The following is a 14,444-nucleotide window of genomic DNA, read 5'->3' on the forward strand; positions in this document are numbered from 1 at the left end:
ATGGGTCAAGAGCGCACGACGTAACACCTATTGGCCGCCCCGGACTTGATCCGGGGCCACAAAACGCCCCGACGCTAAGGGGCCACGAACAACCCTAGATCTGATCCAGTGCAAATTGCAGGTCGGCCAGCAAATCTTCCTCGGCTTCCAACCCCACCGACAAACGCAGCAGCGTTTCTGATATTCCCAATTCGGCCCGGTCTTCCTCGTCCAACCGTTGGTGAGTCGTGGTCGCTGGGTGGGTGATGATGCTTTTTGCATCACCCAGATTGTTGGAGATTTTGATCAGCGCCAAATGGTCGGCCACCGCATAGGCGTCGGCCTGTGTGCCCTTCACTTCAAAAGCCAGCATGTTAGAGCCAGCCTTCATCTGTTTTTGCGCCAACTCATATTGTGGGTGCGAGGAATGACCGGGATAAAAGATCCGCTCCACCTTCGGGTGGTTGGCCAGCATATCGGCAATCGCTTTGGCATTTTGCGTCATTTTTTCCACGCGCAGCCCCAGCGTTTCCAGCCCCTTGAGCATCACCCAAGCGTTAAACGGGCTCATGGACGGCCCGGTTTGCCGGATAATGGTGTGCACATCGCCTTCGATCAGCTCCTGATCGCCCACAATCACCCCGCCCAAACAGCGGCCTTGCCCGTCAATATGCTTGGTGGCGGAATAGACCACCATGTCCGCGCCCAACTCAAGCGGGCTTTGATAGATCGGGGTGGCAAACACATTGTCGACCACGAACTTCGCATCATGCGCCTTGGCGATTTTGGCCACGGCTTCAAGGTCCACCAATTCCAAAGTCGGATTGGTCGGGCTTTCCACAAACACGGCCTTGGTGTTGTCGCGCATCGCCGTTTCAAAATTCTTCGGGTCGCGACCATCCACTAAGGTGGAACTTACACCCCAGCGCGGCAGAAAATCTTCCACCACATAGCGACAGCCGCCGAACAAGGCCCGTGAGGCCACCACATGATCGCCCGCCTGCACCAGGCTCATTAGCGCCGTGGTTACTGCCGCCATGCCGGTTGCGGTGCCACGCGCCGCATCCGCGCCTTCAAGTGCCGCCATGCGGTTTTGAAACATTTCCACCGTGGGGTTGGAAAAGCGCGAATAAATATGCCCGTCCGTATCGCCCTTAAAGCGCAGCCGCGCATCTTCAGAACTGGGATAGGTAAAGCCTGAGGACAGAAAAAGCGCTTCTGAAGTTTCCCCATGTTGGCTGCGCTCCGTGCCGCCATGCACCGCCCTCGACGCCGGGGATTGGTTTTTCGGGTCCAGCAATGGATTTGTCTTGGTCGCCATAGTTCTTTTGGCCAGTGGCCAATCTCCAAACAAAAAAGCCGACCCAATTGGCCGGCATACGGTCGCCTTTAGCTACTTGTTTTAGGTGGCTGCAAGCAGACCGGCCAAATCACCACCGAATTATGTGATCTAATGCCAATTGTGGCTTGGCGTCAATGTTTAAGATTGATAACAAAAGTAAGTCGTCAAAGAATTAAATGGAAACGTCAGCCTAATGACTTTGCCCACCGGTATCTTTTCCGCCCGCATGATCAATCAAATGCATGATGACGGCGCCATTATTGTGCAAAACCCTTTCGATGCGGATCAGGTGCAACCGGCCAGCCTGGATTTGCGCCTCGGCACCATGGCCTATCGGGTGCGCGCCAGCTTTTTGCCTGGCCCCAAAACATCGGTGGCAAAGCGGATCAATGATCTTGAATTGCACCAGATTGACCTGACCGCCGGTGCCGTGCTCGAGCGGGGCTGCGTCTATATCGTGCCGCTGATGGAAGAGCTGGCTTTGCCCGCGGGCGTCAGCGCCACCACCAATCCCAAAAGCTCCACTGGCCGCTTGGATATTTTCACCCGTGTCATCACTGATGAGGGCCGCGCGTTCGACACAGTGCCCGCTGGCTACAAGGGCAAGCTCTATCTCGAAATCAGCCCCCGCACATTCCCCGCATTGGTGCGCCAAGGCTCACGCCTCAGCCAAATCCGTTTCCGCGCTGGCGATAGCCGTTTGAGCGTGGCCGAGCACAAAGAGTTACACGCCAAAGAAACCTTGGTGTTTGATGATGATGCCATTGTCGAACAGGGCGTGTCCCTTTCAATTGACCTTCTTGGCAGTGATCGCGGCGGATTGATCGGCTATCGCTCCAAGCGCCACACCGCTGTGGTCGATGTGGACAAAAAAGCAGCACTCGACATTCTCGATTTTTGGGAACCCTTGCATGATCGCGGCACGGGCGAGCTGATCCTCGACCCGGACGAATTCTATATTCTCGTCTCGCGCGAGGCGGTGCATGTGCCGCCAGATTATGCCGCCGAAATGGTGCCGTTCGACCCTCTGGTCGGCGAGTTCCGCGTGCATTATGCCGGCTTTTTCGATCCCGGCTTTGGCCACGCCGGCGCCGCCGGTGCGGGCAGCCGCGCCGTTTTGGAAGTGCGCTCCCGCGAAGTGCCGTTTTTGGTCGAACATGGCCAAACCATCGGCCGCCTGATCTATGAACGCATGGCCGAACGCCCTGATAATCTTTATGGTGCCGATCTTGGCTCAAACTATCAGGGCCAGCACCTCAAATTGTCCAAGCATTTTAAGCAGAACTGATCGGACATCGCCCCGACTAACGTGGATTGCCGCCGTTGCGCGCGGGTATAAGCATACCCAAATCGAGGTTTCGTTGATCCCGCCTCAAGGCCGGATGGCCACGAGGGAAGCCGGAAATGCCTCCCCTCGTGGCCGCCCCGGACTTGATCCGGGGCCAATCTCCCTATTCCAGCTCAGAACCATCCAGCTTGGTGAACCGGCGCGCCTGACCATCCCGATGAAAAACAAGATCATGATCCGGATAGATCACGCGATCAGTTTGCTGATTATTGCTCACAATCAAATAGCTGGCCTCGGCACCAGACCGGTTCTGCAAGCAATGTCCAATCTTGCTGCCTGCCTTCCAAGCCGCGCAATCACCCGGTCGCAAGATCGTTTCCTCTTCTTCCACCAGCACCAGTTCGCCAGTGAGCATCAGCAAAAATTCATCCTCATTTTCATGCCAATGGCGATGTGATGAGGCCGAACCCGGCGGTAACTTTTCCATGCGCACGCCTAACCCGGTTAAACCGGCGGCTTTGCCGAGTGCTTTTTCGGCATAGGGCCCATCATTCTGCCCGGTAAGCGGGTGGGGTTCGCTGCCCTGTGCCGTCCAATTCGGCATATCAATTTTGGGCATAAGTCTACCGCTTCAGCTTCACGCCGGTGCCGTAGGCCAAAATTTCCGCCGCACCATCCGTAATCAGCGATGTGGTAAAATTTACCCCGATAATCGCATCGGCACCCACGCTCTCGGCATGGGCCACCATGCGGTCATAGGCCTGCTCGCGCGCTTCAGCCATCAGCTTGGTATATTCGCCCACTTCACCGCCCACCAAATTTCGAAAGGCGGCAATAATATCGGTGCCCACATGTTTGGCGCGGATGGTGTTGCCGCGCACAATGCCGATGGTTTCAATGATTTCGCCCTCAGGCACACTCAGTCCGGTGGTTACAATCACTTGTCATTACTCCTGAATATTATCTTCGTAATATTTGTCTTCTTTATTGTTCAACTTGTCTGAAACAATACGGGACATGATGTAAACACCGATCGCCAGCAAAATGAAAAAGGGCCACAAGGGCACGCCGGACGCAAAAATACCAAACGCCATCACGCCGACATAAACCCCCGCCACGACAATCACAATGGCCAGGGCGATTTGATCGAGGGACATAATACCTCTCCTTCACTGTCGCTGCGCAAAACGCGTAGCACACAGCTTAAAGGTAGGTACTGTGGCGGCGCTTTTCAATCAAATTCGAGCGGTTGAAGCTCAATTCATCTGCAACCTCAAACGCCGTCATCCCCGTGAAAACGGGGATCCAGTCAGGCGCAACTCAAGAGGTAAAGTCTAACAGCTTGCCGCGTAGACAGTCCGGCCTGGATTCCCGCCTACGCGGGAATGACGCGGGAGAAGCGAGCTAGCTCGTCTCCCTCCCCTTGATGGGGAGGGAATAAGGGTGGGGTGTAACGCGCGAGGTGTTAGGTATTGCTCAAAACGCATGCCGCGCATGATGGCAGAGCGCAAGTCCCAACCCCACCGGTCATCCCAAGACTTGATCTTGGGATCCATTTCACCTGTCAGTTTGCCAATGGGGGTAGGGATTCACGAATGACAGTTTCCACAATACATGGGAATCGAAGAAACAAACCCTGCAATGACCTGCAGAATGGGGAGAGAGCATGCCAACCCGAAAAAAAGAGCGGGGAGCGATCAGACAGAAAGTGATCCCGGGTCAAGCCCGGGATGGTGCGGGTGAGGAGAGCTGAGGAAGGGATCAATCACCTCAACCACCCCGGACTTGATCCGGGGTGAGGAAGGTAACAACCATCTCAACCACCCCGGACTTGATCCGGGGTCTAACCCACCTTGACGAAATCATTTCCCCCGCAACTGCGAAATCGTCGCTGTCGGTGAAATCGCCTCGGCCGCCGTTTTGATATGAATAATCGCTGGCTTCCCGCTTTCCCGCGCCCGTTCAAACGCAAGCGGGAACTGGTCGGTGTGCTGCACGGTTTCGCCGTGGCCACCCATAGCGCGGGCCCAAGCGGCGAAGTCGGGGTTCACCAAATCCGTGGCGGAAATCCGCTCCGGATAATGCTTTTCCTGGTGCATGCGGATGGTGCCGTAAATGCCATTATCGATCACCAGCACAATGATGTTGGCGCCGAACTGCTTGGCGGCGGCAAATTCTTGTCCGGTCATTTGGAAACAGCCATCGCCGGCAAAGCAGATCACGTCACGCTCCGGGTGCCGCAACTTGCCGGCGATGGAGGCAGGCACGCCATAGCCCATCGACCCAGAGGTTGGGGCCAATTGGGTGCCAAAGCGCTGGAAGCGCCAGAAACGATGTAGCCAAATCGCATAATTGCCTGCGCCATTGCACATAATCGCATCGTCAGAAAGCGCTTCGCGCAGATAGGTCATCACGCCGCCCATTTGCACATCGCCGGGCGTTTCCGGCATCGCATCGGTCCAGGCGCGATAAATCTCGTTGGCCTTTTTGCCGCGGTCCGCTGCGGGCAGGGCATCAACATGATCCACCGCATCAAAGAAACATTCTGGCGTGGCATTGATGGAGAGCGTCGGCGTGTAAATCCGCCCCAATTCCTCCGCGCCCGGATGAATATGGATCAAAGTTTTGCCCGGATTGGGCATCCCTAAAAGCGTAAAGTTCTGGCTCGGATTTTCCGAAAAACGCGCACCCAGTAAAATCAGGCAATCGGATTGCTCGATCTGTTCTTTCAGCGCCGGGTTGATCCCCAGGCCCACATCGCCCGCATAATGGCTATCTGTGTGGTCAAACAATTGCTGCCGCCGGAACGAGCAGCCCACTGGAATGTCGTGCTTATGGGCAAAAGCCTTCAACTGCGCCACAGATTGCTCGGTCCACCGCGAGCCGCCTGCAACGATGAAGGGGCGTTCTGCTGTGCGCAAAAGTTCTTCAAACCGCGCTGCAGCCCGGACGCTCGGGGCAGGCTCCGCAACTTCGATGTAAGGACAAACGGGCACGTCCACTTCGTCGCGCAACATATCTTCTGGCAGGGCCAGCACCACAGGGCCGGGGCGACCAGACATGGCGATATGATAGGCATGGGCAATCACTTCGGGAATGCGCGCCGCATCGTCAATTTCTTCCACCCATTTGGCCAAATCGCCAAAAGTTTGCCGATAATCCACCTCCTGAAACGCCTCACGGCCTTTCATGGCGCGGCCAATTTGACCCACAAACAAAATCATCGGCGTGCTGTCTTGCTTGGCGATATGCACGCCCGCGGCGGCATTGGTGGCGCCCGGTCCGCGGGTCACCATGCAAATGCCGGGGCGGCCCAGCATCTTGCCATCGGCTTCCGCCATAATCGCCGCGCCGCCTTCATGGCGCGAGGTCACCACATCGATATTGCTGTCATGCAGCCCGTCAAGCACCGCCAAATAGCTTTCGCCCGGCACGCAGAACACGCGGTCCACCTCCTGCGCTTCGAGGCATTTCACCAAAATTTCGCCGCCGGTCATTTTCGCCATTTGTATGTGCTCTTTAATTATCGTTGAGAGCTTTAAGCTCGTTCAAAATTTCTTGCGTATGCTCGCCCACTTTCGGAGAAGGGCGATCAAATGTCAGTGCTGCGTCTGAGAATTGGATCGGCGTGCGCACGCCGGGTACCCCATCCATATCAAGCGCCATCTTGCGGGCCACCACTTGCGGATCGGCAAACACTTCATCAATCCGGTTGATGGGGCCGGCGGGCACGTTCGAGGCGTGCAGTGCGTCCAGCAATTTCAGCTTTTCCCACTTTTGAAATTCAGTTTCCAGCAGGGCGGTCAACTCAATCCGGTTCGCCACCCGCGCCGAATTGGTGGCAAAACGCTCGTCTTCGGCAATCTGTTCCTGCCCAATCAGCTTGGCCAAGCGTTGGAACTGCCCATCATTGCCGACCGCCAAAATGATGTGACCATCTTTTACCGGCAGCACTTGATAGGGGCAGATATTGGGGTGGCTGTTGCCCAATCGGTTGGGCGCGGTGCCGCTCGCCAGATAATTCATCGCTTGGTTGGCCAAAACGCCCACCATGCTGTCCAAAAGTGCCATATCCACTTGCTGGCCTTGGCCCGTGCGCTCGCGCTGCCACAGCGCCGCTTGAATGCCGATGGTGGCATAAAGGCCGGTGATGATATCCGCCAGCGCCGTGCCGATTTTTTGCGGTTGCCCATCCGGCTCGCCAGTGATGGACATCATGCCCGACATGCCTTGAATGATAAAATCATAGCCCGGCTGCTCGGCATAAGGCCCATTTTGGCCAAAGCCGGTGATGGAGCAATAAATCAGGCGGGGATTAATCGCCTTCAGGCTTTCATAGTCGAGCCCGTATTTTTGCAAGCCATTAAGCTTGAAATTTTCCACCAACACGTCCGACTGCTTGACCAGTTGGCGAATGGTTTCAAGGTCGTCCGCATCCTTAAAGTTCAGCGCGATCGAGCGTTTGCCGCGGTTGCAAGAATGGAAATAGGCAGCGCTTTTATCCTCGCCGCGTTCAATCCATGGAGGCCCCCAGGCGCGCGTGTCGTCGCCATTGGGCGATTCCACCTTGATCACGTCCGCGCCCAAATCCGCGAGGGTTTGGCCGACCCAAGGGCCAGCCAAAACCCGTGCCAATTCCAGCACTTTTAAACCTTTAAGCGGTTGCTCTTGCATTGATAATACCTTGCTGCCCGGGCTTAAAAGAAGGCCTGCAAGCCGGTCTGGGCACGGCCCAAAATTAGGGCATGCACGTCGGCAGTGCCCTCATAAGTGTTCACCGTTTCAAGGTTGATCATATGACGGATCACGTCAAATTCGTCGGAAATGCCGTTGCCGCCATGCATGTCGCGGGCCATCCGAGCAATGTCCAACGCTTTCACGCAATTGTTGCGCTTCATCAACGAGATCATTTCTGGCGCCGCTTTGGCTTCATTCATCAAGCGACCCACGCGCAGCGAGCCTTGCAGACCCAGCGTAATGTCGGTCATCATGTTGGCCAGCTTCATCTGGTACAATTGCATCTGCGCCAAAGGCTTGCCAAATTGCTTGCGCTCCTGGCCATAGCGGTTGGCCGCATGCCAGCAGGCTTCCGCCGCGCCCATCGCGCCCCAGCTAATGCCATAACGCGCCCGGTTCAAACAGCCAAACGGGCCTTTAAGACCTTCCACATGCGGCAGCAGCGCATCTTCGCCCACTTCCACATTGTCCATCACAATTTCACCAGTGATCGAGGCCCGCAAAGACAATTTGCCGCCCACTTTCGGCGCGCTCAAGCCCTTCATGCCTTTTTCCAGCACAAAGCCTTTAATCTTGCCATCATGGGCTTCTGACTTCGCCCAAACCACAAAAACATCGGCAATCGGGCTGTTGGAAATCCACATTTTTGTGCCGTTCAGCACATAGCCATTTGCGGTCTTTTTGGCGCGGGTCAACATGCTGCCGGGGTCAGAACCTGCATCTGGCTCGGTCAGGCCAAAACAGCCAATCAGGCTGCCATCAATCAGGCCGGGCAAATATTTCTGCCGCTGCTCTTCGGTGCCATAGGCATAGATCGGATAGATCACCAGTGAGCTTTGTACAGACATCATCGAGCGATAGCCGCTGTCCACGCGCTCAACTTCCCGCGCAATCAGGCCATAGGCGACATAACCTAAATCCGCCCCGCCATATTCTTCCGGAATGGTTGAGCCCAAAAGCCCCATTTCGCCAAACTCTTTAAACAAGTTCGGGTCGGTCTTTTCTTCATTGTAAGCTTCGCGCACACGTGGGCGCAGCTTTTCATCGGCAAAGGCGCGGGCTGTGTCCACCACCATGCGCTCTTCATCGGTCAGCTGATCGTCCAGCAAAAACGGGTCTTCCCATTTGAACGAGCTGAGATTGGGGCGGTCTTTATCACGAATTTTGGGGCGATCGGCAGTCATCCACTTATCCTTCTCTTGTGTTCGGTGCGTCTAACGGGCCGATATCCTCCGCGATATCCCATACGATGGCCCACGCACCCAGCAAGGTATATTTATGAGTTTGGAGCATTAAACGCTTTAAGATTGAAGGATTGAAGCGAAAAATAGGTATAAGTTCATGCATATATAGCATGAACCATGTGATCTAACTCGAAGATAGTTAATTGATGGTCGAGGTTTGGGTTTTGCCATGGTTTTGTTCCGGGCGATCATGGAACGAAAAGCGCGCCTGTTGGTTTCCCATAAACAACCAAATTTATTGCTGCACCGCGCCATCGTGGCAAATGTGCTTCTGCGCGAGGTGGCAGCAAGACAAACCTCACGATATTTAAGGAGATTGCGATGCCTAAGCTAAACGAGTCTAAAATCCTGATCATGGCGACCCATGGGTTTGAGCAGTCAGAACTGTTCACACCCCTTAAAAAACTGCAGGAAGCCGGGGCCACGGTGCATGTGGCGACACCAGATGGTGAAGCCATCATGGGCTGGAATGATAAGGACTGGGGCGAACCCATTGATGCAGATTTGAAGATCGCCGATGTGAAAGTTGATGACTATATTGCATTGGTGCTCCCTGGCGGCCAAATCAATCCAGACCTGTTGCGTGTGGATGAAACAGCGATCAGCAAAATTCGCGAGTTCGTCAAAAATGACAAGATCATAGCGGCCATCTGCCATGCGCCTTGGCTGCTGATTGAGGCCGGTGTTGTAGAAGGTCGTGAAATGACCGCTTACCCTTCCATCCGCACTGATTTGAAGAATGCGGGTGCCAAGGTGGTGGACAAGGAAGTGGCCATTTCCAACGGGATCATCACGTCGCGCAACCCCGGCGATCTGGACGCGTTTGTGTCTAAGATTATTGAGGAAGTGCGCGAAGGTGAGCATGCGCGAAAGGTGGCGTAATGCCCCTCAGCTCTAACAGCGCTCCCGGCTTAGGTCGGGGGCGCTCGCTCTAGCCATGCAAGTGATAGATGTCCGTGTCCAAACCATCTTCATCCTTGGTCTTGGCGAACAATTCGAAACCAATTTTCTTCAAAAGCTTAATTGATCGGCTGTTTTGAGGATCAACCGTTGCTTGCAGCGGGATAAGTTCATAACGGTCGCGGGCAGCATTCACCAGGCCTTGCACAATCTCCGTACCCAGCCCTTTGCCCCATTCTTCTTGAGAGAGGCCATAGATAATTTCAATTTCCTGCTCTGGGGGCTGCACATAGCCTGCCCAACCAATCAACTCGTCCTTATCCTTGTAGACAATCGCACCGGTGCCAAATCCATTGGTTTCAATATTTTTGCGCGACCGATCGATCCAAAGCCTCACCTGATCTGGCGACAAAGGTTGCCCGTCCCCCACATATTGATAAACGTGTGGATCGGTTTGCAGCGCCACCAGGGCGTCAAAATCATTCGCCTCAAAAGGGCGGCAGATCAGGCGTTCAGTTTCAAACAGGATTTCAGGCAGGGGCATCTTCGAACTCTCCAAACTCACATCTAGTGTATCAGATGTCAGGATGAAAAACGACGGTCAATTCCCACTGCTTCATAAATATCCTGCATCAATTGCATGGTGACGCGGCTATCCTCACCCCCGGTGAGTGCAGGCGTGTCGGATCGGATCGCCTGGATCGTTGCATCGAGCTGATAATCATAAGTTGTGTTGCCGCCCAACGTATATTTCCGATGAACCCCGTCAATTTCCGTTTCAATAAAGTGGCCGCTATGGGGGGCAATCGGGTTCTGCACAAAAAGTCGCCCCTTTGTGCCGTCCAGTTGCAAATAGGCGACTTCGTTCACCTCGTCTGCCATGTTGCACCCTAGCTCCACCTCCGTGTCTCCGGATGTGAATTGGGCGCTGATTTCTTCATCAACGCCTCTCGGCGTCAAGCGGGCGTTTGCGCGTTGTAATTTGAGGGGATGTTTAAGCAATGTCTGGGCCCAATGAACGGGATAGCACCCAAGGTCCATCAACGCCCCGCCCCCTAAGTCCAACTGATGGCGGAACGGGCTTTGGGCTTGCGGTATCGGCACGTCAAATTGAGCGCGAAAACGCTTTATGGTGCCAAATTTCCCCGCCTGGATCAGCTCGAGTAAATGCGCGAATAGCGGATGATAGCGGTGATGAAAGGCCTCGATCAAATGTTGTCCCGTCTCCCGCGCGCAATCAAGCATTTGCTTTGTCTGTTCGATATTGAGAGCGAACGGCTTTTCCACCAGCACATGCTTGCCTGCCCGCATGGCGGCACAACTCAAATCCATGTGCCGTGAGGGGATCAACGGATTGTAGATCAGGTCGATATCATCGCGGGCGATCAACGCATCATATCCGTCCACCGCTTCTTGAAACCCATATTCAGCAGCATAATTTTTGGCTTTGTCGAAATCTCGGGCAGCCACCGCCACCAACGTGACGTCGTCGCGGCGGCGTGCCGGCTTCACAAGCGCCTCGTGCGCAATTGCAGCGGCACCGAGCATGCCAATGCGCATTTTGGCTGGCGCTTTTTGCATAAATCACCTCGTTAGATTTCTGTTTTGCCGCCGTTCCAGCGAACTGAGTGCACTGGCGATGGCCAGCGTAAGGACCACATACAGGATAGCAGCTGTGTTGAACGGCGCAAAGGGCAGAAAGCTAGATGCCTGAAATTCTCGCATGCGTTGCGTAATATCGCGGACTGACAGGACCGACAGCAAAGAAGTGTCCTTCAGCATGGCAATGAATTCGTTGCCAAGTGCTGGTGTGATCACGCGAATAGCCTGTGGCAAAATCACCAGCCGGGCCGTGTGCCACTTGGATAGACCCAACGCCTGTGCCGCTTCGAGCTGCCCTTTGGGCACGGATTGAATGCCCGCGCGGAAGATCTCCGCCATATAGGCCGAATATCCAATGGAAATGGCCACAATGCCGCGCCAAAATCCGCTCATATCGATCACGCCATTGGAGATGTCGCGGATATTGCCCGCCAACGGCAAACCCACATACAGGATAATCACCAGCATCGGAATGCCGCGGATGGTATCAATGAATAATTCGGCTCCAATCGCAATCGGGTGTTTGCCGTGCTGAAAGCCCGAGAGGGTAAGCACCGCGCCGATAACGGCGAAAACCACAAAGCAGAAACCCAGCGTATGGTACAAATCAGGTAATATCTGCGCTGTCCATTCGGCCCGCATATCATTCGGCAGAAGTTCAGCTGGCAGCACAATGCCTGAAACATTGTCCCGTTCATCGAGCATTTTTAAGCCGCGTTCTAAAGAACTGGTGGACAAGATCGACAAGGGTTTGCCTGATTGCAGCACCCAGTCACTTTCGCGCACGCTGTCCAGCAATCGAGACGGGGTATCCTTCATGATCAGGACGCGCGCGCTGGCATCTCCAGCAACAACATAGGTTTGTTTAGGCTGCATAAAGGCGAAAACGGCTCCGGCAATCAGCAAAACAACCAAAACAATGGAAAAGTTAAACGTTTTCTTTTTGGGCTTCAGCCCCACAATGATGGCGAGAACCAGGCCAAGGATCGACGCGGCAATATAGGCGAACACAACCGCGCGGATGGACAAAAACAGACCGGAGGCAAAACCCAAATGCGCCACAAACAAGAGATAGAATAGAACAAGAGCGTTTGTGCCGATCAGGCCGCGCACAGCCCACTTTTTAATGATCGATCTGTTGGTGAACGTGCCCGCAAAGAGCAGGGCTGTCAACACGCAAAAGCCATCTAAAATCCACTGAAACAACAGGCGATATTTGGCAGCAGCGATTTCTGTAAGTTGCCACGGGGTAGAGCCTGGCACCACATCCTCAGAGCGGATTGCATCAATTGCATTCACCACCAGCGCATTCAAAAACGCGTCAAAGCTCACGACCCGTGTGAGCACGAGCAAGCCAACGGCTTGGATCAAAACCAGCCAGATCAACTGAGCGGGCTCAAGCCCCAACAGCTTCTTTTTTGCCAGAAAGCCTGCCAGCCCGAAAGTGCCAAGACTCAACGGCAGAATCAGCGCCAAAAATGAGGCCAGCATGGTCGGTGCACCGGGCTCAGCGCCAATTATGGCGATGAACGATCGGCTATAATCTGAGGAGGTGAAGGTGAGATAGATGAAGATGGGCAAAACAATCAGCAGAACCAGATTGCTTGATCGCATGTTCAAAAGTGCATTCATGCAAGTTCTCTTCGTGTTTGCGATGGGTGAGCGGGCGCCTGTTACGCCCGCTCATAATCGCTATTCTTTTCCGAAATATTCATTGATGAGGGCGTCCAAAGTGCCGTCAGCCTTGATCTCGGCCAATCCCTCATTGAACGCATCCACAAGCTCGGATCCTTCGGGGAATACGAGGCCAAGCGGATCACTTTCCAAGCCATTGATGGCGGGCACAAGCTCGCCGGCAAATTCCTGCTCGTAGGCCGTGGCGGACACGCCGTCCACCACAACGCCATCAATGTCGCCATTGGACAGGGCCAAAATCGCCGCTGCGCCGGTATCATAGACATTCATATTGGCGCGCCCCACCAGGCTTTCCGCCAATTGAGCGTTGGTGGTGCCAGTTTGTGCGCCGAGTTTCATCCCGGCTTTAACATCATCCAATGTGACATTCTCATCGTCCACCCGCACCATGATCGACTGACTCATGACCAGATAGGGGTCAGTGAAATCAACAATTTTGTCTCGTTCTTCGGTGATGGACACGCCGGAAGCGACCATGTCAAATTCGCCCTGAACCAAGGCGGCGAATATACCATCCCAGGCGGTGGTAACAAATTGCGCCCGACAGTTGATCTTCTCGCAGATGGCGTCAACAACATCCACGTCAAAGCCGACAATTTCGCCGGTGGTTTCGTCTACAGTTTCCATGGGTGGATAGGTGGTATCCGACCCCACTTTAAGGACCTTACCGCCCAAGTCGGCGGCCTGCCCGCCAAGGGTCATCAGTGCGGTCAAACCGATACTTGCGGCAAAGCCTAAGCTTTTTTTGATCATTTCTCTCTCCCTTTATGCATCAAAAGCATAGTCCAATTTCAACGATCCTTCTCGCCTCACACCGCAAAAAAGACAGCGTGGGCAGAAAAGTTAATCGTTTAACTTTTTAACGTAAACACTGTTTTTCAATTTTTTCAATTGAGAAGTTCAACTTACTCATGATTATTTGGCATCAAATTATGTGATGTCGGTATGTTGAATATTGATGAGTCCTCAGGTGTCAAAATGGTTCTTGACGCCATTCCCAAACCACGGCATATCAGGACAAGCCTTAAAAGCGGGTGTAGCTCAATGGTAGAGCAGCAGCTTCCCAAGCTGACGACGAGGGTTCGATTCCCTTCACCCGCTCCAGATGCCATTTTGTTTGATCATCAGCACAAAAGTGCGGCACCGGATACCTGCGCGCACCGCTTCTCTCCCGCTTATTGCCATTTGCTGTCGCGCCTGCGTTTCGTCGCTCAACTCGCGGATCGGCTATTGAAATGTTGCCGCCTGCAGTAGGCATAGAGGAAGAGCTGGCCGATACCAACTCAGCCGCCGATTTGGCCTAATTGGCTATTGAGTTCGAAAATCGCCAACTGAAACAAGCCTTCTAATGGCAGGGTATAGCCGCTTTCCTTTTCGCGTTGCCGCACCCGCGCCCAGATGTCATCTTCGCGCACCGCATCCAGAAAATCATGGCCATGCCAGGTGAGGGAATGCGGATACCAGGGGGCGGATTTGTCAAAGCCGCGGCCTTCGACAGCATGGATCAAATTGCCCTCATGCATCATGCGCACATGCTGAAAAACGGTCACATCATTATAATCGTCGTGGGGCAGATCGATGGTGCCAGGCTCGTCATCCACCGAATTTTCAATCGCAATCAAAATTTTGCGCACCAAATCCATATCCCGTTTCATAA

At 54.2% G+C, this 14,444-nt stretch carries 14 protein-coding genes, 1 tRNA gene and 1 riboswitch; of the genes, 3 read left to right on the plus strand and 12 right to left on the minus strand.

Annotated features, from left to right (window positions below; translation table 11 throughout):
- Positions 1–94: 94 nt before the first annotated feature.
- On the minus strand, positions 95–1,300 hold the full coding sequence (metZ, locus tag L1I42_RS03715) for an O-succinylhomoserine sulfhydrylase (protein WP_236113150.1): 1,206 nt from the start codon (positions 1,298–1,300) through the stop codon (positions 95–97).
- Positions 1,301–1,347: 47 nt separating this feature from the next.
- Positions 1,348–1,426: riboswitch (SAM riboswitch) on the minus strand.
- 88 nt (positions 1,427–1,514) lie between these two features.
- On the opposite strand from metZ, the gene L1I42_RS03720 reads away from it, so the two are divergent.
- The gene (locus L1I42_RS03720; RefSeq protein WP_255768314.1) at positions 1,515–2,609 is read left to right on the plus strand and encodes a 2'-deoxycytidine 5'-triphosphate deaminase; all 1,095 of its coding nucleotides are present in this window, start codon (positions 1,515–1,517) and stop codon (positions 2,607–2,609) included.
- 163 nt (positions 2,610–2,772) lie between these two features.
- Here the strand turns inward: L1I42_RS03720 and L1I42_RS03725 are convergent, their stop codons facing one another.
- The 6 genes from L1I42_RS03725 to L1I42_RS03750 form a co-directional block, all read right to left on the minus strand.
- Positions 2,773–3,228 carry a cupin domain-containing protein gene (locus L1I42_RS03725; RefSeq protein ID WP_236113151.1) on the minus strand — a complete coding sequence of 152 codons (456 nt, stop codon included), beginning with the start codon at positions 3,226–3,228 and terminating at the stop codon, positions 2,773–2,775.
- Positions 3,229–3,232: 4 nt separating this feature from the next.
- Positions 3,233–3,550: a YbjQ family protein gene (locus L1I42_RS03730; RefSeq protein WP_236113152.1), complete on the minus strand. Its 318-nt coding sequence runs from the start codon at positions 3,548–3,550 to the stop codon at positions 3,233–3,235.
- 6 nt (positions 3,551–3,556) lie between these two features.
- Complete coding sequence (locus L1I42_RS03735; protein WP_236113153.1) at positions 3,557–3,766, minus strand: hypothetical protein; 210 nt, start codon at positions 3,764–3,766, stop codon at positions 3,557–3,559.
- Positions 3,767–4,471: 705 nt separating this feature from the next.
- On the minus strand, positions 4,472–6,115 hold the full coding sequence (locus L1I42_RS03740) for a thiamine pyrophosphate-binding protein (protein ID WP_236113154.1): 1,644 nt from the start codon (positions 6,113–6,115) through the stop codon (positions 4,472–4,474).
- Between the two features lie 13 nt (positions 6,116–6,128).
- Positions 6,129–7,283: a CaiB/BaiF CoA transferase family protein gene (locus tag L1I42_RS03745; RefSeq protein WP_236113155.1), complete on the minus strand. Its 1,155-nt coding sequence runs from the start codon at positions 7,281–7,283 to the stop codon at positions 6,129–6,131.
- 23 nt (positions 7,284–7,306) lie between these two features.
- The gene (locus L1I42_RS03750) at positions 7,307–8,530 is read right to left on the minus strand and encodes an acyl-CoA dehydrogenase (RefSeq protein ID WP_236113156.1); all 1,224 of its coding nucleotides are present in this window, start codon (positions 8,528–8,530) and stop codon (positions 7,307–7,309) included.
- Between the two features lie 381 nt (positions 8,531–8,911).
- Between L1I42_RS03750 and L1I42_RS03755 the strand changes: the two genes are divergently transcribed.
- On the plus strand, positions 8,912–9,472 hold the full coding sequence (locus L1I42_RS03755; RefSeq protein ID WP_236113157.1) for a type 1 glutamine amidotransferase domain-containing protein: 561 nt from the start codon (positions 8,912–8,914) through the stop codon (positions 9,470–9,472).
- A gap of 49 nt (positions 9,473–9,521) precedes the next feature.
- Here L1I42_RS03755 and L1I42_RS03760 read toward each other — a convergent pair whose 3' ends face one another.
- Genes L1I42_RS03760 through L1I42_RS03775 form a run of 4 tightly spaced genes read right to left on the minus strand, consistent with a single transcriptional unit; the run spans position 9,522 to position 13,540 of the window.
- The gene (locus L1I42_RS03760) at positions 9,522–10,034 is read right to left on the minus strand and encodes a GNAT family N-acetyltransferase (protein WP_236113158.1); all 513 of its coding nucleotides are present in this window, start codon (positions 10,032–10,034) and stop codon (positions 9,522–9,524) included.
- 38 nt (positions 10,035–10,072) lie between these two features.
- A complete protein-coding gene (locus L1I42_RS03765; protein ID WP_236113159.1) occupies positions 10,073–11,071 on the minus strand; it encodes a Gfo/Idh/MocA family protein in 999 nt (332 codons plus the stop codon).
- 3 nt (positions 11,072–11,074) lie between these two features.
- Positions 11,075–12,724 (minus strand): amino acid ABC transporter permease, encoded by a 1,650-nt coding sequence (locus L1I42_RS03770; RefSeq protein WP_236113160.1) that lies wholly within the window; start codon positions 12,722–12,724, stop codon positions 11,075–11,077.
- A 60-nt stretch (positions 12,725–12,784) separates the two neighbouring features.
- Positions 12,785–13,540: a basic amino acid ABC transporter substrate-binding protein gene (locus L1I42_RS03775; protein ID WP_439651467.1), complete on the minus strand. Its 756-nt coding sequence runs from the start codon at positions 13,538–13,540 to the stop codon at positions 12,785–12,787.
- 277 nt (positions 13,541–13,817) lie between these two features.
- Here L1I42_RS03775 and L1I42_RS03780 point away from each other — a divergent pair.
- Positions 13,818–13,891, plus strand: a tRNA-Gly gene (locus L1I42_RS03780).
- A gap of 179 nt (positions 13,892–14,070) precedes the next feature.
- On the opposite strand, the gene L1I42_RS03785 is transcribed toward L1I42_RS03780, so the two are convergent.
- Positions 14,071–14,442, minus strand: a complete 372-nt coding sequence (locus tag L1I42_RS03785) for a DUF2513 domain-containing protein (RefSeq protein WP_236113161.1) — start codon at positions 14,440–14,442, stop codon at positions 14,071–14,073.
- Positions 14,443–14,444: the final 2 nt, after the last annotated feature.

This window comes from Maritalea mediterranea (assembly GCF_021568695.1).
Taxonomy (GTDB): domain Bacteria; phylum Pseudomonadota; class Alphaproteobacteria; order Rhizobiales; family Devosiaceae; genus Maritalea; species Maritalea mediterranea.

What these genes read in the sequence shown, in the direction of transcription:
- metZ (WP_236113150.1), bottom strand. Translation starts at nt 1,300, where the DNA reads ATGGCGACCAAGACAAATCCATTGCTGGACCCGAAAAACCAATCCCCG.
- L1I42_RS03720 (WP_255768314.1), top strand. Translation starts at nt 1,515, where the DNA reads ATGACTTTGCCCACCGGTATCTTTTCCGCCCGCATGATCAATCAAATG.
- L1I42_RS03725 (WP_236113151.1), bottom strand. Translation starts at nt 3,228, where the DNA reads ATGCCCAAAATTGATATGCCGAATTGGACGGCACAGGGCAGCGAACCC.
- L1I42_RS03735 (WP_236113153.1), bottom strand. Translation starts at nt 3,766, where the DNA reads ATGTCCCTCGATCAAATCGCCCTGGCCATTGTGATTGTCGTGGCGGGG.
- L1I42_RS03740 (WP_236113154.1), bottom strand. Translation starts at nt 6,115, where the DNA reads ATGGCGAAAATGACCGGCGGCGAAATTTTGGTGAAATGCCTCGAAGCG.
- L1I42_RS03745 (WP_236113155.1), bottom strand. Translation starts at nt 7,283, where the DNA reads ATGCAAGAGCAACCGCTTAAAGGTTTAAAAGTGCTGGAATTGGCACGG.
- L1I42_RS03750 (WP_236113156.1), bottom strand. Translation starts at nt 8,530, where the DNA reads ATGACTGCCGATCGCCCCAAAATTCGTGATAAAGACCGCCCCAATCTC.
- L1I42_RS03755 (WP_236113157.1), top strand. Translation starts at nt 8,912, where the DNA reads ATGCCTAAGCTAAACGAGTCTAAAATCCTGATCATGGCGACCCATGGG.
- L1I42_RS03760 (WP_236113158.1), bottom strand. Translation starts at nt 10,034, where the DNA reads ATGCCCCTGCCTGAAATCCTGTTTGAAACTGAACGCCTGATCTGCCGC.
- L1I42_RS03765 (WP_236113159.1), bottom strand. Translation starts at nt 11,071, where the DNA reads ATGCAAAAAGCGCCAGCCAAAATGCGCATTGGCATGCTCGGTGCCGCT.
- L1I42_RS03770 (WP_236113160.1), bottom strand. Translation starts at nt 12,724, where the DNA reads ATGAATGCACTTTTGAACATGCGATCAAGCAATCTGGTTCTGCTGATT.
- L1I42_RS03775 (WP_439651467.1), bottom strand. Translation starts at nt 13,540, where the DNA reads ATGATCAAAAAAAGCTTAGGCTTTGCCGCAAGTATCGGTTTGACCGCA.
- L1I42_RS03785 (WP_236113161.1), bottom strand. Translation starts at nt 14,442, where the DNA reads ATGAAACGGGATATGGATTTGGTGCGCAAAATTTTGATTGCGATTGAA.